Origin of the sequence: Microlunatus parietis, assembly GCF_013407955.1 — a bacterium.
In the GTDB taxonomy this organism is placed as follows: domain Bacteria; phylum Actinomycetota; class Actinomycetes; order Propionibacteriales; family Propionibacteriaceae; genus Microlunatus; species Microlunatus parietis.
Genome location: NZ_JACCBU010000001.1, coordinates 6,788,500 through 6,807,582, shown reverse-complemented (window position 1 = coordinate 6,807,582; position 19,083 = coordinate 6,788,500). Strand labels below are relative to the sequence as shown.

Here is a 19,083-nt window from a genome sequence, read left to right as displayed (position 1 = left end):
CATCGTCGCCGGACAGCACTCCGTGGGCTCGCCCGTTCGGGCTGGGGAACTCGGACTCGAGTCAAGGCGCTCGACAGCATGCTCCGACCGCGAGACTGGATACCCGTGATTCCGGGCGGACCGAGCCGCCCCGGCCGCGCTCCGGAATCGCCTCGACCGTTGGGCCCTGACGAGACTGCACGGCCCGATTCGAACGGTTCGTGTCCGGGCAGGCCGGATCGTTGTCGTCCGGGGTCGATCTCGAGCACGTTCGTGCCGTGGTGGTCAAGAAACCGCCGACCTCAACATCCGCCGTGCGAAGGCGGAAGCACTACCTCCACCTGGCCGGGTGGAACCGGAACCGATCTCCCCGCTCGAACCGAAGATTCTTGGGCTCAGGCCCCAGGGCGCGCCGGCCAGGTCGGGCTCGGTTCACCGAGTGGTGACTTGGCGACCTCCTCCGGCCCCCGATCGCGGTCGCAACGTCACTCTCGGTGCAGCGGCAGAAATGCCGTCGACCCGGCTCAGGCAGCGGACGCGAAATCTTGCGGTTCGCCCTGATCCGACCGGTTCACCCCTGTCCCCACCCGGCCTCTCTCCGCGCCGACCGGCACCCCTCCCACGGCCAACCCAGAGCCGCACCGCAGAACTCCCCACACCGACCTGGACCGACTCCTGCCCCGCCGGCCCACCCCTCTCCCGCGCCGGCCGGTCACTTCCGCTGCGACACGCCGGCAGAACGGCCGCGGTGGTGACCGGTCGGCGGTTTGTACGGTGGGAGGGTGATCGAGGCGACGCTGGCGTACCGGCTGCTCAAGGCGTCGAAGGCCGCCCGGCCGGCGATCTGGCCGGTGCTCGCCGATGTCGGGCTGCATCCCGGCCAGGATCTGCTCTTGGCCCGGCTCTGGGAGTCGGACGGGATCACCCAGTCCGAACTGATCGCGCGGATCGGGGTCGAGCCGCCGACGGTGACCAAGGCGCTGCAGCGGCTGGAGCGGGCCGGCTACCTGCGCCGCGAGCCGGGCCCCGGACGGACCAGGACGGTCCACCTCACCGAGGCCGGGCGCGCGCTGCAGGCGCCGGTCGAGCAGGCCTGGCTGGAGGCCGACGCCTTGATCACCGCGCGACTGAGCGAGGCCGACGCGGCGCGGCTGGCGGAACTCCTGGGTCGCGTCACCGGTTAGATTAGCCGGCTAACATGGGCGCATGAAGATCGGACTCCACGTCATGAAGTTCGGCCTGCCCGACGGGCCGGCCGCCATCGGACCGGCCCTGAGCCGGATCGTCCGGGACGCCGAGCAGGCCGGCATCCACAGTTTCTGGCCGATGGATCATTTCTTCCAGATCGGGATCGCCGGGCCGCCGGAGGACCCGATGCTCGAGGCCTACTCGACCCTCGCCTGGGCGGCGGGCCAGACCACCACCCTGCAGCTGGGCGCTCTGGTCACCGGTGTGCACTATCGACACCCGGGCCTGCTGCTGAAGACCGTCTCGACGCTGGACGTGCTGTCCGGCGGCCGGTCCTGGCTGGGGCTCGGCGCGGCCTGGAACGAGCACGAGTCGCGCGGGCTCGGCGTACCGTTCCCGCCGCTGGCTCAGCGGTTCGAGATGCTGGAGGAGACGCTGCGGATCGCGCACCGGATGTTCGCCGGTGACGATACCCCGATCGAGGGCCGGCACTACCGGCTGGAACAGCCGCTGAACCACCCGGCGCCGCTGCGCCGGCCGCCGATCATGATCGGCGGCATGGGCGAACGGAAGACGATGCGCCTGATTGCCGAGTACGCCGACGCCAACAACTTCTTCGAGCTTCCCGCACCGGGCGCACTGAAGCAGAAGCTGGACGTGCTGCGCCGGCGCTGCGACGAGGCCGAGCGCCCGTACGACGACATCGTCAAGACCACGATGGGCCGGCTCGGCGAGCGCGACCTGGACGCGGCCCGGCGCCGCTTCGAGGCCCTGGCGGACCTGGGCGTCGACCTCGCGATCGTCGACCTGCCCGACCCGGCGGACCCGAGCGCGTTCGACTACCTGGCGCAGCTCGTCGAGGAGGTGGCGCCGCTCGGCCGGCCCACTCCCGCCCTGCTCGGGTAGCCGCTCAGAACAGCCGCGGCTCGCCCGGCCCCAACGCCTCCGGGCCGGCCTCGGGGGCGTCGTCCTGGGCGGCCGGCGTGCCCTGGCCGGCCAGGTAGCCCTCCAGATAGCCGCGCGCCTTGGCGGCCTCCGGGTAGCGATCGACCAGGGCCCAGAACTCGGGCGAATGGGCGCCGTGGACGAGGTGCGCCAACTCGTGCAGCAGGACGTAGTCGACCACCCAGGCCGGCATCGGCTGCAGCCGGTGGGAGAGCCGGATGGTGCCGGTGCTCGGCGTACAGGAACCCCAGCGCTGTTGCTGGTTGTGCACCCAGCTGACCCGGGTCGGCCGGGGCGGGTAGCCCAGCGCCGGTGCGAGGAATCGCTCGGAGAGGTCGGCGGCCCGGCGACGCAGCTCGGCGTCGCCGGCCGGTGCCCGGTCCCGGATCTCCCGGTCCAGCACCTTCTTGACCATCTCGCTGACGAACCGGGACTCGTCGGCCTTGGACATCCGCTGCGGGATCAGGACCACGATCGCGTCCCGCTCCCGGTACGCGGTGACCGTGCGCTTCCGCCGCGCGCTCCGCCGCACCACCACGTGCGGTTCGCCCTGCTCCACCCCGCCTCCTCGGTCAGAGAGCTCCCAACTGCTGCTTCAGATTGAACACCTCGGGTACGACAGTCGCAGCCTCATCGGCGCGTCGGTCCAGCCCCACGAAGAACTCCTGCATCGACGCCTCCCAGCGGGCGGCGACCTCCGACCGGGCCAGATAGGCGGCGCTCGCCTCGTCGGAGTCGGTCTCGTAGTAGCCGATCAGCAGTCCGTCATCGCGCAGGAACAGCGAGTAGTTGCGCCGGCCGGAGGCCTCGATCTCCCGCAGCATCTCGGGCCAGACCGGGTCGTGCCGCTGCCGGTACTCCGCCAGCCGTGCCGGATCGACCTGCACCGTGAAGCAGACCCTTGCCATCGACTCTCCTCCGGGATCGTTCTCGTGCTACGTCCGGGCACGGGCGAGGGGGCCGCCCGGTGCCGTCATCCGACACCGTACGACCCCCTCGCACCGAGTTCCGCGCCGCTAGTTGGACGCCGCCAGCCGCTCGGTGGCGACGGGCGCCTCCTCCGACTTCCGGGCCTTCTCGAGCTTCACAGTCTTCTCGGCCTGGTCGGTCTCCTCGGAGACCTCCGACTCCTCCGCCGCAGCGGGTTCCTCGAGCCGAGCCTGCTGCTTCGACCAGACGTGGAGTTCGCCGCACCAAAGGCACTGAGTCGCACCCTGGTCCAGCTTCATGGCATCCCACGCCGCCTTGTCGAGGTCGATCCCGGTCGGGATGTCCTTGTGCGTAGACGGACAGTTGATCACGACCTGTGACATCGCCTCTCACCTCCTCCCCTGTTTCGGGGCCCCCGGTCATTCGATGTGTGAGCGCAAGCCCAAGGACCACCCATTGTCCGGGACCCCACCCTCGACCAGCTCGGGGTCGTTTCCCCACCAGGTGCCGGTCCCGAATTCATCACGCGCGGAAGATTCTAATTGCTGGTCTCAGTCTGCAGGAAATTCCTTCGTACCACTGCCACAAGAGGTCTTGAGTTTCCATTTGGCTCCTGACCAGCGCGGGCGCATTAATCCTCAAGGTTGTCCACAGTCCCAGACGCCCAATTCACAGGGATACCCACAAGATTGTCCACAGATTCTCCACGGCCTGACGGCGTCCTGTGTTGACGCCGGCCGACCGAAGCCATAGCGTTCAGTCCACGAAGCCTCCAGTTGGTCGGCGCGCTCGCAGGGGAAGGCAAGCGCACACCGAACTCTGGAGGCTTCGTTTTGCCCTCACCGCGCCTCGGCCGGCCCCGATAACACGCCGCGCGTCAACACGCCAGTCCGCGTCCGCTCGCGTAGAGTAACCGGCGACCGAGCGCTGCAGGCCGCAACGCGGTCCCGCGGACAATCGACCAGGTCTGCGGAGGATTTCGAGCAAGGAGACGAACGATGGCTGCAGAAACCTACAGCGGTGAGTTCTACTGCGTGAAGTGCAAGGCCAAGCGTGAGGCGACCGGCGAGGTGCACGTCAACGACAAGGGCACCCGGATGGCCAAGGCCAAGTGCCCCGAGTGCGGCACCAACCTGAATCGCATCCTCGGGAAAGCCTGAGCAAGCCTGGCTCCGGCCGGGCACTGCGGCTCAGGCCGCACCCGATGAACGGCCGCGGATCGCCTGCTTTCGAGCGGCGTTCCGCGGCCGCAGCATTTTCCCGACCTCTGGGTGATTGACCCTGTGGACAACCACCTCGCCGGGCTGCAGCCCGAGCGAGGATGAGTCCGTGAAGCCGTCCGCCGTCGCGCCCGCTCGGCCACGACTGGCCAGATATCCGGGGCTGACCAGGTCGACCGTGTTCCTCCGCCGCAGCCCGGACGCCGTCCAGGTCGGGATCGACACCGACGCGTCGCGGCTGCTCGCCGGCGTCGCGCCGGCCCTCGCCGAGGTGCTGTCCCAGATCGACGGACGGCAGACGCTCGGCTCGCTGCGCCGGGCCGCTCGACGGCTCGCCGTGCCGGAGCGCCAGCTGGACGAGGCCCTGGCCCTGCTGCGGCAGGCCGGCCTGGTCGTCATCCGGTCCTCGGCCGGGCCGCCCGCCGATCCCGCAGGTACGCTCTCGGGCGCCCGGATCGGCCTCGTCGGCAGTGGGCCGCTCGCCGACCGGCTGGCCGAGTCGCTGACCGGCTGCGGTCCGGCCGAGTTGCTCCGCTCCCCTGACCCGGACGCTCCGCCGCCGGACCTGACCGTGGTCGCCACCGGCACCGCCGAGCCGGACCGAGTGCTGACCGCAGGCCTGGTCCGGGCCGACCAACCGCACCTGATCGTCCGGACCGCCGGCGACCTGGCCGTGGTGGGGCCGTTCGTGCTGCCCGGCCGGTCGGCCTGCCTGCGCTGCGTCGACCTGACCCGGGCCGGCGCCGACCCCGGCTGGCCGGAACTGCTCGCCCAGCTCTGCCGACAGCGGCCGACGGCGCCCGAGCTGGTCGCCGGCTGGGCCGTCGGTGCCGCGCTGCTGCAGGTCCACTCCGCCCTCCGGTACGTCGCCGCCGGGCCGGACGCCGAGCCGCCCGAGACGCTCGGTGCCACCCTCGAACTGGACGGCGCGAGCCTGGCGCCGGGACTGCGGCGCTGGCGCAGCCATCCCGGGTGCGGGTGCGGTTGGGGCGGCCCGGCAGAATGACCTGCATGACCACCCCACCGCCAGCCGACGACCCGTCCGGTCTTCCGTTCGAAGGCGGTGCCGAGGCGGCCGAGTCGAGCGACCTGGCCAGGTCGGCCTGGCGCCGCGGCGCGCGCCTCGCGTCACTGCCGTTGGGGTTCGCCGGCCGGGCCACCCTCGGACTCGGCAAGAAGCTCACCGGCACGCCGGCCGAGGCGGTCACCGAGGAGATGCAGCGGCGGGCCGCCGATCAGCTGTTCCGGGTCCTCGGCGAGCTCAAGGGCGGCGCCATGAAGTTCGGCCAGGCGCTCAGCATGTTCGAGTCGGCGCTGCCCGAGGAGGTCGCCGCCCCGTACCGGAAGCACCTGTCGCGGCTGCAGGACTCGGCACCGCCGATGCCGACGTCGCGGGTGCAGTCCGTGCTCGCCCGCGAACTGGGCGGCGAGTGGCGCAGCCGGTTCCGCTCCTTCGAACCGAGGCCCGCGGCCGCGGCGTCGATCGGCCAGGTGCACCGGGCCGTCTGGGAGGACGGCCGCAAGGTGGCGGTGAAGGTGCAGTATCCCGGCGCCGACGAGGCGCTGCGGTCGGATCTGAAACAGATCCGGCGCATGTCCCGGCTCATCTCGCCGCTGGCCGGCGGCCTCGACGTCGAGCCGCTGGTCGACGAACTGGCGGACCGGATCGCCGAGGAGCTGGACTACACCATCGAGGCGTCGTCGCAGCAGCAGGCCGCGGTCGGCTTCGCCGGCCATCCGGACTTCGTCGTGCCCGAGGTGATCGCGCAGACCTCGCGGGTGATGGTCAGCGAATGGCTGAGCGGGGTCCCGATGTCGCGCGCCGAGGGCTTCGAGCCCGAGCGGCGCAACGCGATCGCGCTGCGTTACGTACGGTTCCTGTTCGCCGGGCCGTCCACGGTCGGGCTGCTGCACGCCGACCCGCACCCGGGCAACTTCCTGATCCTGCCCGAGGACCGGCTCGGCGTGGTCGACTTCGGGCTGGTCGCGCGGCTGCCCGAGGGGCTGCCGCCGGCGATGGGCCGGATCCTGCGGATCGCGCAGCGCGGTGACGCGGCGACCGTCACGGCCGGCCTGCGCGAGGAGGGCTTCGTCAAGGCCGATGTCGACCCGAGTGACCTGCTGGACTATCTGAGCCCGTTCGTCGAGCCGGCGACGGTGCCGGAGTTCCAGTTCACCCGGGACTGGATGCGGGAACAGTTCCAGCGGGTCAAGGACCCGACCACGTCCAACGGCGTGGCGACCCGGCTCAACCTGCCGCCGACGTACCTGCTGATCCACCGGGTCTGGCTCGGCGGGATCGCGGTGCTGTCCCAGCTCAACGCCCGGGCGCCGTTCGCTTCCGTACTCGAGGAGTTCCTGCCCGGGTATACGGAGCCGAGCCCGAACTGAAACGTCATGGAACGCTGTGCCGAATGCGGCCGGGAACCCGAGCCGGATGAGCCGATCTGGACCTGGAGCCAGGAACGGCTCGACGACGGCAACCGTACTCAGGTATTGATCTTGTGCCCGGCCTGCGCGCGCGAGCACGCCCGGAGCATCGAGGCCAAGCTCGATGCCGAGTGGTGGTGATCGAAAGTCTTCCGTACGGCCGTGGAAGGCCCGGGCCCACTGTCAGTTGATCATGCTCGCGAGCGAGCGAAGTTGATCATGACAGGGCCCGCGCCAACCAGAGCCGCACGGCGTGGACGAACCGGGCCGGCGCCGAAACGCCGGCCCCCGCGACGGCGGCGGACGGACCTGCCGATTCCAGGTCTACGTCCGCACGCCGCCGCTCGGCGATGCCGTTCATGCCGCCTGACCCGCCCCGGCTTCGGTGTACGGGTCGACCGGGTACTTCCGGGGACGACCCCGCGGCCGCTTCCGCGGCACCACGACACCGGACACGAACAGCTCGCCACCCCAGACGCCCCACGGCTCACGCCGCTCCAGGGCGCCGGCCAGGCACTCCGCCACGACCGGGCAGGCCTTGCAGAGAGCCTTCGCCGACTCGACATCCGCCGGGGACTCGGCGAAGAACACCTCCGGATCAACCTGCCGACAAGGCAGTTTCTCCAGTTCCTGCGCTGAACCAAGTGACTCCAGCACTGAGACAGTCACTTGTTCACCTCCTTGATCAATTCGGCCTACTTCGGATCGACCGGTGATGTCGATCCGGAACTTCTGGGCCGGGAATCACAAAGGCCGTGATTCCCGGTGGTCTGGGAGTCACGGCCTGGAGGCTGCGCGGTGTGTTCTACACCGGCGGACTACAGGAACTTCGTCCCAGATGGGTCGGCTTGGTGGCGGCCTTGCCACGGTTGGACAGCTGATGGGTCATGCCAGCGGAGACCCGGAGACCCGTCACCGGACCGCCGATCATCACCGGGCTCGCCGGAGCCGGGATGGTGACGGAGGTGCGCGGGCCGTAGGAGACGTGCGACGCGGCCGGTGCGCCCATGTCTGCACCGGAATCGGCGACGCAGACTGCACCGGAGACGATCGCGCGCGCTGCGACCTTGTCTTCACGACAAAGAACCGGCAGCACGACGGAGGCGCGCAGAGCAAGATCAACCTGGAAGGTGGTGATCTTGTTCGGGATGATCAAGGTGTTGGTATCCATCTCTGCGTGCCTCCTCTCGATGAAGGTTTGTGGTGTTGCTCTGACTGTTGCTCTCCGGCCGTACCCGTCCGTCCGGCCGGTGAGCCTTGCTCAGCTTAGAGAACCGTCTGCCGCGGGTGCAAACTCTTTTCGCAACAATCTCAGATTATTTGACAAATCCCCGTCCGGGCCCGCGGAGCCGCTCGTTCCGGGGGCCGAATCGGCCAGGACGGCAAGGACTTCCGGCCCGTACTTCTTGGCCTTCGCCAGCCCCAGACCATGGATCTTGATCAGGTCGGCGGGGGTCGCGGGCCGCGCCTCGGCGATCGCCACCAGGGTCGCGTCGGTGAACACGCAGTAGGCCGGCACGCCCTGCTCGGCAGCGGCCTCCTTGCGCCACGCCTTGAGTGCCTCCAGCGTCGCCTCGTCGTACGTCGACGGACAGTCGGTGTGCCGGCCGAGCTTGCGTTCGGCCGCACCGGACAGCGGCCGGCCGCAGCTGCGGCAGCGGGCCGAGAGCTCGGACCGGCGGTTCCCGGTCGACCCGCCGGACCGCGGCGCGCGCCGGTCCGCCGACGGCAGCACCGGGCCGAGGAACCGGGACGGTTTGCGGACCGCGCCACCACCGTTGCGGGTCCGGGCCCAGGAGACCCGGAGCCGGCGCCGGGCCCGGGTCACGCCGACGTAGAGCAGCCGGCGTTCCTCGGCCAGCTGGGCCGGGGTGTCGGCCAGGACGAACGGCAGCGAGCCCTCCTGGATCCCGTACAGCGCGACGGCGTCCCACTCCAGGCCCTTCGCCGAGTGCAACGTGGACAGCGTGACGCCCTGCGCGGCCGGCACCTGTTGCGCCTCGGCCCGCCGCTCCAGCTCGGCGGAGATCGCGGCCAGCCCGACCGGGCCGCCGGCCGCGGCGGTCAGGTCCTCGGCGACCGCGACCAGCGCGGCCAAGGACTCCCAGCGCTCCCGGACCGCACCGGCACCGGACGGCGGCTCCGGCGTCCAGCCGAGCGCGGCGAACAGTGCCTTCAGCCGGTCCGCTCCGCTCACCCCGTCGTCGGCACCGTCGAGGGTCCGGGCCTCGGTGCGGACCTGGAGCAGGGCCTGCCGGACCTCGGGCCGCTCGTAGAAGCGTTCGCCGCCGCGGACCAGATACGGGATGCCCGCCTCGGCCAGGGCCTGCTCGATCGGCGGGCTCTGCGCGTTGATCCGGAACAGCACCGCCATCTCCCGGTACGCGATCCCGGCGTCGGCCAGCCGGCGCAGCCAGTCGGCGATCCCGGACGCCTCGGCCGACTCGCTGGCCGCCTCCGCGTACTCGACGGCCGGGCCGGACGGCTGCTGGGCCACCAGCGTCACCGCGCCCAGCTCGCCGCGACCGCCGCCGGCCGGGGCGGCGTCCATGATCGCGTTCGCGACGCCGACCACCTCGGGCGTCGAGCGGTAGTCCCGGACCAGCCGGATCACCGTCGCCCCCGGATGCCGGCGGGCGAACCCAGTCAGGAAGTCGGCCTGCGCACCGGCGAAGGAGTGGATCGTCTGGGCCGGGTCGCCGACCACGCAGAGGTCGGTCCGCTCGCCGCGCCAGAGGTCGAGCAGGGCCTGCTGCAGCGGGCTGACGTCCTGATACTCGTCGACCACGAGATGCCGGTACGTGCCGCGGACCTGGTCGGCGACCTCCGGGTTGTCGGAGATCAACGCGGCCGCGCAGAGCAGGATGTCCTCGAAGTCGATCCGGCCCCGCTCCCGCTTGACCTCCTCGTAGCCGGCGAAGACCCGGGCCACGGTCTCGTGGTCGAACGAGGCCAGCCCGCGGTGCCGGGCCGCGGCCACCTGGGCGTAGTCCTCCGGCCCGACGTTGCTGACCTTGGCCCAGGCGATCTCACCGACCAGGTCGCGCAGCTTCGGCGTGTCGACGGCGACCCGGAGCCGGCCGGCCGCGTCGGCGACCGCGCCCATCCGGTGATCCAGCACGGCCGGCAGTTCGCCGCCGTACACCTTGGGCCAGAAGTACTGCGCCTGGCGCAGTGCCGCGGAGTGGAAGGTCCGCGCCTGCACGCCGGGCACGCCGAGCTCCTGCAGCCGGCCGCGCAACTCCCCCGCCGCGCGCTGGGTGAAGGTCACCGCCAGCACCGCCGTCGGGCGATACACCCCGGTGGCGACTCCGTACGCGATCCGGTGCGTGATCGCCCTCGTCTTGCCGGTGCCGGCACCGGCGATCACCGCGACCGGCCCGCGCAGGGTGGTCGCCACCTCCTGCTGCTCGGGGTCCAGCGCGGCAAGCAGACGATCAGGATCCACAGCCACCCGTTCACCCTAAACCGCCCCACCCACACCCACCCCAACCCCGCCGACCGGTCACAAAAGCAGGCGATTTCACGGCGTGTCGCTGCACAACTGACCGGTCGATGCGAGATTGCGGCGGCCGTACACCTGGCTGTCGGAGGCGGGCCCTAGGGTGGCCTGATCATGAGCCTGCATCTCCATCGCGCGGAGCGCTCCGACCGTCTGGTCGCGGCCCTCGGTGACGTGCTCGGGCGGCCGCTGGCCGACCCGTTCGCCACCGAGATCGTCTGCGTGCCCACGCACGGCGTCGAGCGGTGGCTGTCGCAACAGCTCTCACACCGCTTGGGTACGGCAGCGGGCGGAGCCGACGGGGTCTGCGCCGGGGTGGAGTTCCCGTCCCCACACCGGCTCGCGGCCCGCGCCACCGCAGCGGTCACCGGGATCGAGCCGGGCGCCGATCCGTGGCAGCCGCACCGGGCCGTGTGGCCGCTGCTGGCCGAGATCGACGCGGCCCGGACCGAGCCCTGGGCGGCGCCGTTGTGGGCGTTCCTCGGCCCCGACCGTTCCGCGTCCTCCGACGCCCCGGAGGAAGACCCGCGGGGCGGGCGGCGCTGGTCGATCGCGCAGCACCTGGCCGAGCTGTACGGGGCGTACGCGAGCAGCCGGCCGGCCATGGTGCTGGACTGGCTGGCCGGCCGGGACGCCGGCCCGAACGGCACCCTGCTCGGCGCCGACCGCAGTTGGCAGGCCGAACTGTGGCGACGGTTGCGCCGGCGGATCGATCTGCCCAGCCCGGCCGAGCGGATCGGGCCGGTCTGTCAGCGGCTGGCCGAGGAGCCGGGTCTGAGCGACTTGCCGGAGCGGCTGTCCGTGTTCGGGCCGACCCGGGTGCTGCCCGATCACCTTCGGCTGCTGACCACGCTGGCTCGGCATCGCGACGTCTATCTCTGGCTGACCCAGCCGTCCCCGGTGCTCTGGGACCGGATCGCCGCGGCGGCCGCGGAGGCGGCGGGTTCGCTGGTCGGGCCCCGTGCCGCTGACCACACCGTCGACCTGCCCCGGCACCGTCTGCTGGCGTACCTGGGCAGGGACAGCCGGGAACTGCAACTCACCCTGCTCGACGAGCTGAGGTCGACCGAGGTGACCCACGTGCATCACCCGGCTCCCGACCGGGACGGCCCGCCGACGCTGCTCCGACTGCTCCAGGACGACCTTGCCGCTGATCGCGACCCGACCGGGCAGGCCGAGGAACGCCGGCTCGCCGGGACCGACGAGAGCATCCGGCTGCACGCCTGCCACGGCCCGGACCGGCAGGTCGAGGTGCTGCGCGAGGTGCTGCTCGGGCTGCTCGCCGACGACCCGACGCTGGAGCCGCGGGACGTGATCGTCATGTGCCCGGACATCGAGACGTTCGCGCCGTTGATCTCGGCCGGGTTCGGGCTGGCGGACGCGGCACCGGACCAGGCCCATCCGGGACACCAGTTGCGGGTCCGGCTGGCCGACCGCTCGCTGCGCCAGCTGAACCCGCTGCTGAACACGTTGTCCACGCTGTTCGACCTGGCCACCTCCCGGGTCGAGGCGGCGGCCGTGCTCGACCTGATCTCGACCGAGCCGGTGGCTCGCAAGTTCTCCTTCTCCGACGACGACCTGGCCCGGATCGCTGACCTGGTCGAGCGGTCCGGGGTGCGTTGGGGGCTGGACGCGCCGCACCGGGCGGCGTTCGCGATGTCCGGGTTCGGCCAGAACACCTGGGCGGCCGGGCTGGACCGGCTGCTGCTCGGCATCGCGATGGACGAGTCCGGCCACCACTACCTCGGTACGGCGCTGCCGCTGGACGACATCGACTCCTCCGACGTCGACCTGGTCGGCCGGCTGACCGAGTGCGTGGAGCGGATCCGGAAGGCGGTCACCGAGTTCGGCCGGGCGTGGCCGCTGCCGGAGTGGATCCGGCTGGCCCGGGAGGCGATCCAGGCGCTCACGGCGGTGGGCCGGACGGATTCCTGGCAGCTCGGCCACGCGTACGCCGAGCTGGCCCGGATCGGCGAATCGGTCGAGCCGGCGGCGGCGGCGGAGACGCTGCTCCGGCCGGCCGAGATCCGGGCCCTGTTCGCGGACTCGTTCCGCGGCCGGCCGAGCCGGGCCAACTTCCGGACCGGGACGCTGACCATGTGCACGATGACGCCGATGCGGTCGGTGCCGCACCGGGTGGTCGTACTGCTCGGCGTCGACGACGGCGTGTTCCCCCGGCACTCCTCGATCGACGGCGACGACGTGGTCGCGGCACAGCCGTGGATCGGCGACCGGGATCCGCGGACCGAGGACCGGCAGCTGCTGCTCGACGCGATCCTGTCCGCCGAGGAGCGACTGGTGGTGATCTATTCGGGCGCCGACCCGCGGACCGGCGCCGACAAGCCACCGGCCGTCCCGATCGGCGAACTGCTGGACACCCTGGACCGGACCGCGCTCCCGGCGGACGGGCACGCCTCGGTCCGTTCCATGATCACGACCCGGCATCCGTTGCAGCCCTTCGATACGCGGAACTTCGCGACTGATGATCATGGTCGGCCGTTCAGCTTCGACCGGCAGGGGCTGCGTGGTGCCCGGGCGGCGATCGGTCCGCGGCAGCAGCCGGCGTCGCCGTACGCGATCGGGGAGCTGCCGCCGCGGCCGGCGGACGACGTGATCGACCTGTCCGACCTGTCCCGGTTCTTCGCCCATCCGGTCCGGGCGCTGCTGCGGATGCGGGCCGGCCTGTTCCTGTACGAGGACGACGAGCGGCCCGACGACCAGATCCCGATCCAGCTGGACGGGTTGGAGTCCTGGTCGGTCGGCGACCGGATGCTGCGGCTGCTGCTCCAGGGCGCGGACCTTGATCAACTCACGGCGGCGGAGTGGCGTCGCGGGACACTGCCGCCGCAGCGGTTCGGCAGCGCGGCACTGGGCCCGGTGGTCGACCAGGTCCGGGAACTGGCGGCCGGCGCCGAACCGTACCTGACCGGCCCGGCCCGCGGCGTCGACATCACGGCCGAGGCCGGCGGCGCGGTGATCACCGGGACGCTGCCCGGGATCCGTGACGACGGGCCGGTGTCGGTCAGCTATTCCCGGCTCGGCCCGAAGCATCGACTGGCTTCCTGGATCGACCTGCTCGCGCTCACGGTGACCGAGCCGGACCGGCCCTGGCGGGCGGTCACGATCGGCCGGCGCGGCTGTTCGATGCTCGGGCCGGTACCGGCCAAGATCGCCGGGCTGCTGCTCGGCGACCTGGTCGACCTCTACCGGACCGGGCTGCAGGGGCCGCTGCCGCTGCCGCCGAAGGCGTCCTGCGAGTACGCGCGGCTCAGCCTGGCCGGCCGCCCGATCGCGCCGCTGCTGAGCAAGATCGGTCAGCTCTGGGCCGAGGACCTGGATCCGTCGTACGAGCAGGTGATCGGCCCGACCCTGGAGGACCTGATGGCGGAGCCGGCCCGGCCCGAGGAGCGGCGTGGCGACATCGACGAGCCGAGCCGGTTCGGAGCCCTGGCCCGGCGGGTCTGGCAGCCGTTGCTGCGCGGGGAGGAACTGCGGTGATCACCGACACGTCCGGTCCGCCCGTCGCCGCCGAGGCCGCGGCCTTCGATCTCACCGGTCCACTGCCGACCGGGACCACCGTCCTCGAGGCCAGCGCCGGCACCGGGAAGACGTACACGATCGCCGCGTTGGCCGCGCGCTATCTCGCCGAGGGCCTGGTCGAGCTGGACCAGCTGATGCTGGTCACGTTCGGCCGGATGGCCACCAACGAGTTGCGGGACCGGGTGCGGGAGCGGCTGGTGCAGGTGGAGCAGCGGTTGACGGCGGTGCTGGCCGGCGCTGACCCGGCCGACGGTGATCCGGTGGAACGCCTGATCTGCACCGGGACCGAGGCCGAACTGCGGGTCCGGCACACCCGGATCGCCCGGGCCCGGGCCGACTTCGACGCGGCAACGATCGCGACGACGCACGAGTTCTGCCTGCGGATGCTGGACGGGCTCGGCGTGATCGGCGACCGCGAGCCGGACGCGATCTTCGTCGAGCACCTGACCGATCTGGTCCGGCAGGTGACCGGCGACTGCTATCTGCGCCGCTACGCGGGCGGGGCACGGATCGCGCCGCTGCCGCCGGAGCAGGCCCTGCGGCTGGCCGAGACGGTGGTGAACGCGCCGCACGCCGGCCTGGTCCCCGAGCGGTCCGCCGGCGCACCCGAGGACGCCGCGGCGGAACAGGTCGACTTCGCCCATGAGGTCCGGGCCGAGGTGGCCCGGCGGAAGGGTCTCGGCCGGCTGTTCAGCTACGACGACATGCTGACCCGGCTGCACCGCTCGCTGACCGACGCCGAACAGGGCGAGGCAGCCTGCGCCCGGCTCCGGCAGCGCTACCGGGTGGTGCTGATCGACGAGTTCCAGGACACCGACCCGATTCAGTGGGACATCGTCCGGACCGCGTTCCACGGCCACGCGACGTTGATCATGATCGGCGACCCGAAGCAGGCGATCTACGCGTTCCGCGGCGCCGACGTGTTCAGCTATCTGGACGCGGTCGGGGTGGCCGACCGGATCGCGACGCTGGACGTGAACCGGCGCAGCGACGCGGCCCTGGTCGATGCCCTGCAGTCGGTGTTCGGCGGCGCAGCACTCGGCGACGAACGGATCGTGGTCCGGCCGGTCCGCGCCCACCACGCCGAACAGCGGCTGCTGCCGGGTGCTGCCGCGACCGACCAGGCGCCGGTCCGGTTGCGGGTGCTGGAGCACGATCCGGAGGCGACCCGGATGCCGATGGTGCGGTCGGTGCGACCCACGATCACCAAGGACCTGGTCGCCGACGTCACCCGGCTGTTGGCTTCGGGGGTACGGCTGCGCGGGCTGGACCCGGGTCGGGTCGGGGACGACGAGCAGGTCGGGCCGGGCGACATCGCGGTGCTGGTCCGGCGGAATCGACAGGGTGAGGAGATCCGGGACGCGCTGACCGAGGCCGGGGTGCCGGCCGTGGTGCTCGGCGCGACCAGCGTGTTCGGCTCACCCATGGCCCACGAATGGCTGACCCTACTGCGTGCCCTGGAGCAGCCCCGGCAGGCCCGGGTCCGGCAGGCCGCGCTGACCTGCTTCGTCGGCCGTACCGTCGACGATCTGGTCCGGGCCGACGACGTCGCGCTGACCGAACTGTCCCAGCAGCTCCGCTGGTGGAGCCGGACGTTGGAGCGGCGAGGGGTGGCGGCGCTGCTCGAGACCATGATCACCGACACCGCGGTCGGCGCCCGGCTGCTCTCCCGGACCGACGGCGAGCGCCAGCTGACCGACCTGCGCCACATCGGCCAGACCCTGCACGCCGCGATGGTGTCCGGCCGGCTCGGCGTCAGCGCCCTGGTCGAATACCTGGTGGACCGGATCGCCGACGCGCAGCGCGACGGCACCGAGGGCACCCGCCGGCTGGAGAGCGACTCGAAGGCCGTGCAGATCCTCACCGTGCACCGCAGCAAGGGCCTGGAATTCCCGATCGTCTACCTGCCGGAGGCCTGGGACCGGCACGTCGGCGACGACGAGGGGCAGGTCCTGCAACTGCACCAGCCGACGAAGCCCGCGGACGGCGCCGGCCGCCGGCTCCGTGCGGTGCTGGACGTCGGCGGGTTGACCGGCCCGGGCCGGGCCGAGCGGCTGGCCCAAGCCCGGCGCGAGGACGGCGGCGACGACCTGCGGCTGTTCTACGTCGCGGCGACCCGGGCCAAGTGCCAGCTGATCACCTGGTGGGCGCCGACCCGCAACACGGCGCCGTCGGCCCTGCAGCGGCTGCTCTACGGGCCTCGGATCGAGGGGGTCGAACCGGAACCGGCCTACCCGGTGTCGGGCGATCCGACGACGCTCTCCCACCTCGGGCCGGGCGTCGCGGTCGAGGTGGTCGAGCCGCGCGACGCGTTGCCGCCGCCGGCGCGGCCGGAGCCGCCGGAGCGGCTGGCGGTCCGGTCCTTCGACCGGTCGCTGGACCTGCTGTGGCGCCGAACCTCGTACTCGGGGCTGACCGCGGCCGCGCACGGCCTGGCCACCGACGCCGCCGGAGTCGGCAGCGAGGCCGAACCGGCCAAGGAGGACGACGAGACCACGACGGCGTTGCCGGTGGGCGACGGCCCGGACGCCGCGGAGGCGCCGGCCGGGGAGCCGGCCGGCCTGGACCGGCCGTCACCGATGAGCGGCCTGCCGAGCGGCGCCGACTTCGGCACCGTCGTGCACGCGATCTACGAGGACGTCGACCCGGCCGCCGACGACCTGGCCGCCGAGCTGCGCCGGGCCGCGGCCGAACAACTGAGCCGGATCCCGGCCGGGACGATGACGGTCGACGGCCTGGTCGAGGCGCTGCTGCCGACCTATCACACGCCGCTCGGTCCGCTGGCCGGCGACCGCACGCTCGGCGAGTTCGGGGCCACCGACCGGCTGGCCGAGCTGGACTTCGAGTTCCCGCTCGCCGGCGGTGACCGGCCGACCGGCGAACTGATGCTGCCGGAGCTTGCCGGGCTGCTCCGCCGTCACCTGCCGGCCGACGATCCGCTGGTCGACTACCCGCGGCATCTCGAGCTGCCCGAACTGGCCGGCGAATCCCTGCGCGGCTATCTGGTCGGCAGCATCGACGCCGTGCTGCGGGCCGGCGAGCCCCGCCGTCCCCGCTATCTGGTGGTCGACTACAAGACCAACTGGATCGGCGAGCCGACCGACGAGCTCCCGCTGCGCCGCTACCGGCCAAGGTCGCTGGCCCGGGCCATGATCGGCGCGCACTACCCGCTGCAGGCGCTGCTCTATTCGGTCGCGCTGCACCGCTACCTGCGCTGGCGGCAGCCGGGCTACTCCCCCGATGATCATCTCGGCGGTGTGCTCTATCTGTTCCTGCGTGGCATGGCCGGCCCGGACACCCCCGAGATCGACGGCGTCCGCTGCGGCGTGTTCAGCTGGCGGCCGCCGCCGGCCATGATCATCGAACTGTCCGACCTGCTGGACCGGGGGCGCCCATGACCGAGACGATGATCTTGGATCCTGCGGACCCGAATCTGGTGTTCGGCGCGACCGGGCTGCTGCAGACGTTCAACGCCGCCGGGGTGCTCGGTCCGGCCGATGTGCATGCGGCGACGGCGATCGCGCGGCTGGCCGGCGAGGCCGACGACCGGGTCCGGCTGGCGCTGGCGCTGACCGTACGGGCGGTCCGGGCCGGGTCGGTCTGCATCGACCTGGCGGAGGTGCACACGACCTCGTTCGACACCTCCGAGGTCCGGATCGACCTGGCCGGCCTGCCCTGGCCGGAGCCGGCGGCCTGGCTCGAAGCGGTCCGGGCCAGCCCGATGGTCGCCGACGGTCATGATCACGAAGGCGGCCGGCCGCTGCGGCTGGCCCACGGCCTGCTCTACCTGGAGCGCTACTGGCTGCAGGAGGAAGAGGTCCGGACCGAGTGGCTCAGCCGCGAGGAACGGAACCCGCCCGAGCTCGACCGGGACCGGCTGACCGGTGCGCTGGACCGGCTGTTCACCGGTGAAGGCCTGCCGGCCGGCGAACCGGACCAGCAACGCCGGGCCGCGGCGGTCGCGGCGTTGCGCTGGGTCAGCGTGATCGCGGGCGGGCCGGGCACCGGCAAGACGACGACCGTGGCCCGGGTGCTGGCTCTGTTGCTGGACCAGCCGGGGCTCGACCACCGGCCCGGCCGGGGCCTGCGGATCGCGCTGGCGGCGCCGACCGGCAAGGCCGCGGCGCGGCTGGAGGAGGCGGTCCGGGAGGCGGCCGACCAGCTGCCGGCGGCGGACCGGGACCGGCTCGGCGAGCTGAGTGCCTCCACGCTGCACCGGCTGCTCGGCTGGTTGCCCGGGTCCCGCGGCCGGTTCCGCTACCACCGCGGCAACCACCTGCCGTACGACGTGATCGTCGTCGACGAGACCTCGATGGTGTCGCTGACGCTGATGGCCCGGCTGCTGGAGGCGGTCCGGCCGGACGCCAGGCTGGTCTTCGTCGGCGACCCGGACCAGCTGTCGTCGGTCGAGGCCGGCGCCGTGCTCGCCGACATCGCCACCGCACCCGGCCCGGACGACACCGCCCTCGACCGGGGGCTGGCGGCCCTCGGCCTGGACAGCGAGCCCGCACCGCCGCACGGCGTGGTCCGGCTCAGCCACACCTGGCGCTACGGCGGCGCGATCGAAACCCTGGCCCGTGCGATCCGCGACTCCGACGCGGACGCCGCGATCGACGTGCTGCGGTCCGGTGCCGAGGACGTGATCTTCGTCGAGAGCGATCTGGACCGGGCCGACCCGGCCGGGCTGGAGCCGCTGCGGGAGCGGGTCCTGACCGCCGGCCGGACCAGCCACGACGCGGCAGCCGCCGGCGATGTCGAGGGTGCGCTGCGCGGGCTTGATCAACATCGGCTGCTCTGTGCGCACCGGCAGGGCCCGTACGGGGTCGCCCGCTGGGGCGCCGAGGCGGAGCACTGGCTGATCGAGGCGTACGGGTCGTGGGCGGTCCCGGCCGCGCCCGGCAGCCCGGTAAGCGGCCGGGACCGTACCGCCGAGTGGTATCCGGGCCGGCCGTTGTTGATCACCGCGAACGACTACGAACTCGGGCTCTACAACGGCGACACCGGGGTCGTGGTCGCGACCGAGCACGGGCCACGGGCGGCGTTCGCCCGCGGTGCCGAGCCGACCGTCGTGTCCCCGGTCCGGCTGGACGCCGTCCAGACCGTGCACGCGATGACCGTGCACCGAGCGCAGGGCAGCCAGTTCGGCTGCGTCTCGTTCATCGTCCCGCCGCCGGACTCTCCCCTGCTGACCCGGGAACTGCTCTATACGGCCGTCACCCGGGCCACCGACCGGGTCCAGGTGTTCGGCACCGTCGACGCCATCCGCCGCGCCGTGCTGCACCCGGCCAACCGAGCCAGTGGCCTGCGGCCGCGGCTGCGACCCGCGAGCTCCGGATCGTGAACCGTTCG

The 19,083-nt window shown here is 72.3% G+C and carries 15 protein-coding genes; 9 read left to right on the top strand and 6 right to left on the bottom strand.

Annotated elements, in window-relative coordinates; translation table 11 throughout:
* Positions 1-761 precede the first annotated feature (761 nt).
* Positions 762-1,163, top strand: coding sequence for a MarR family winged helix-turn-helix transcriptional regulator (locus tag BKA15_RS32690; protein WP_179757808.1), 402 nt, complete (start codon positions 762-764; stop codon positions 1,161-1,163).
* Between the two features lie 22 nt (positions 1,164-1,185).
* Positions 1,186-2,073, top strand: a complete 888-nt coding sequence (locus BKA15_RS32685) for an LLM class F420-dependent oxidoreductase (protein WP_179757807.1) — start codon at positions 1,186-1,188, stop codon at positions 2,071-2,073.
* Between the two features lie 4 nt (positions 2,074-2,077).
* Here BKA15_RS32685 and BKA15_RS32680 read toward each other — a convergent pair whose 3' ends face one another.
* The 3 genes from BKA15_RS32680 to BKA15_RS32670 all read right to left on the bottom strand — a co-directional run bounded on the left by BKA15_RS32680 (position 2,078) and on the right by BKA15_RS32670 (position 3,425).
* Positions 2,078-2,671, bottom strand: a complete 594-nt coding sequence (locus BKA15_RS32680; RefSeq protein ID WP_312879608.1) for a M48 metallopeptidase family protein — start codon at positions 2,669-2,671, stop codon at positions 2,078-2,080.
* A 13-nt stretch (positions 2,672-2,684) separates the two neighbouring features.
* Positions 2,685-3,020, bottom strand: coding sequence for an L-rhamnose mutarotase (locus BKA15_RS32675; RefSeq protein WP_179757806.1), 336 nt, complete (start codon positions 3,018-3,020; stop codon positions 2,685-2,687).
* A gap of 108 nt (positions 3,021-3,128) precedes the next feature.
* The gene (locus BKA15_RS32670; protein WP_179757805.1) at positions 3,129-3,425 is read right to left on the bottom strand and encodes a hypothetical protein; all 297 of its coding nucleotides are present in this window, start codon (positions 3,423-3,425) and stop codon (positions 3,129-3,131) included.
* A gap of 615 nt (positions 3,426-4,040) precedes the next feature.
* Between BKA15_RS32670 and BKA15_RS32665 the strand changes: the two genes are divergently transcribed.
* From BKA15_RS32665 to BKA15_RS32650, 4 genes are all read left to right on the top strand, one after another.
* A complete protein-coding gene (locus tag BKA15_RS32665) occupies positions 4,041-4,202 on the top strand; it encodes a DUF5679 domain-containing protein (RefSeq protein WP_170304471.1) in 162 nt (53 codons plus the stop codon).
* A gap of 169 nt (positions 4,203-4,371) precedes the next feature.
* Positions 4,372-5,268 carry a hypothetical protein gene (locus BKA15_RS32660; protein ID WP_179757804.1) on the top strand — a complete coding sequence of 299 codons (897 nt, stop codon included), beginning with the start codon at positions 4,372-4,374 and terminating at the stop codon, positions 5,266-5,268.
* 5 nt (positions 5,269-5,273) lie between these two features.
* Positions 5,274-6,653: an ABC1 kinase family protein gene (locus tag BKA15_RS32655; protein ID WP_179757803.1), complete on the top strand. Its 1,380-nt coding sequence runs from the start codon at positions 5,274-5,276 to the stop codon at positions 6,651-6,653.
* 6 nt (positions 6,654-6,659) lie between these two features.
* The gene (locus BKA15_RS32650; protein ID WP_179757802.1) at positions 6,660-6,833 is read left to right on the top strand and encodes a hypothetical protein; all 174 of its coding nucleotides are present in this window, start codon (positions 6,660-6,662) and stop codon (positions 6,831-6,833) included.
* A 216-nt stretch (positions 6,834-7,049) separates the two neighbouring features.
* Here BKA15_RS32650 and BKA15_RS32645 read toward each other — a convergent pair whose 3' ends face one another.
* The 3 genes from BKA15_RS32645 to BKA15_RS32635 form a co-directional block, all read right to left on the bottom strand.
* Positions 7,050-7,361, bottom strand: a complete 312-nt coding sequence (locus BKA15_RS32645; RefSeq protein ID WP_179757801.1) for a WhiB family transcriptional regulator — start codon at positions 7,359-7,361, stop codon at positions 7,050-7,052.
* 136 nt (positions 7,362-7,497) lie between these two features.
* A complete protein-coding gene (locus BKA15_RS32640) occupies positions 7,498-7,848 on the bottom strand; it encodes a hypothetical protein (protein ID WP_179757800.1) in 351 nt (116 codons plus the stop codon).
* 105 nt (positions 7,849-7,953) lie between these two features.
* On the bottom strand, positions 7,954-10,146 hold the full coding sequence (locus BKA15_RS32635; protein ID WP_179757799.1) for an ATP-dependent DNA helicase UvrD2: 2,193 nt from the start codon (positions 10,144-10,146) through the stop codon (positions 7,954-7,956).
* Positions 10,147-10,308: 162 nt separating this feature from the next.
* Between BKA15_RS32635 and recC the strand changes: the two genes are divergently transcribed.
* From recC to recD, 3 genes are read left to right on the top strand one after another with little or no spacing between them, the layout of a single operon-like run.
* Positions 10,309-13,692: an exodeoxyribonuclease V subunit gamma gene (gene recC / locus BKA15_RS32630; RefSeq protein ID WP_179757798.1), complete on the top strand. Its 3,384-nt coding sequence runs from the start codon at positions 10,309-10,311 to the stop codon at positions 13,690-13,692.
* Positions 13,689-17,132 (top strand): UvrD-helicase domain-containing protein, encoded by a 3,444-nt coding sequence (locus BKA15_RS32625; protein WP_312879606.1) that lies wholly within the window; start codon positions 13,689-13,691, stop codon positions 17,130-17,132. Before recC ends, BKA15_RS32625 begins: the two co-directional genes overlap by 4 nt.
* On the top strand, positions 17,129-19,075 hold the full coding sequence (recD, locus tag BKA15_RS32620; protein WP_218871673.1) for an exodeoxyribonuclease V subunit alpha: 1,947 nt from the start codon (positions 17,129-17,131) through the stop codon (positions 19,073-19,075). Before BKA15_RS32625 ends, recD begins: the two co-directional genes overlap by 4 nt.
* Positions 19,076-19,083 lie beyond the last annotated feature (8 nt).

What these genes read in the sequence shown, in the direction of transcription:
- BKA15_RS32685 (WP_179757807.1), top strand. Translation starts at nt 1,186, where the DNA reads ATGAAGATCGGACTCCACGTCATGAAGTTCGGCCTGCCCGACGGGCCG.
- BKA15_RS32675 (WP_179757806.1), bottom strand. Translation starts at nt 3,020, where the DNA reads ATGGCAAGGGTCTGCTTCACGGTGCAGGTCGATCCGGCACGGCTGGCG.
- BKA15_RS32670 (WP_179757805.1), bottom strand. Translation starts at nt 3,425, where the DNA reads ATGTCACAGGTCGTGATCAACTGTCCGTCTACGCACAAGGACATCCCG.
- BKA15_RS32665 (WP_170304471.1), top strand. Translation starts at nt 4,041, where the DNA reads ATGGCTGCAGAAACCTACAGCGGTGAGTTCTACTGCGTGAAGTGCAAG.
- BKA15_RS32655 (WP_179757803.1), top strand. Translation starts at nt 5,274, where the DNA reads ATGACCACCCCACCGCCAGCCGACGACCCGTCCGGTCTTCCGTTCGAA.
- BKA15_RS32650 (WP_179757802.1), top strand. Translation starts at nt 6,660, where the DNA reads ATGGAACGCTGTGCCGAATGCGGCCGGGAACCCGAGCCGGATGAGCCG.
- recC (WP_179757798.1), top strand. Translation starts at nt 10,309, where the DNA reads ATGAGCCTGCATCTCCATCGCGCGGAGCGCTCCGACCGTCTGGTCGCG.
- recD (WP_218871673.1), top strand. Translation starts at nt 17,129, where the DNA reads ATGACCGAGACGATGATCTTGGATCCTGCGGACCCGAATCTGGTGTTC.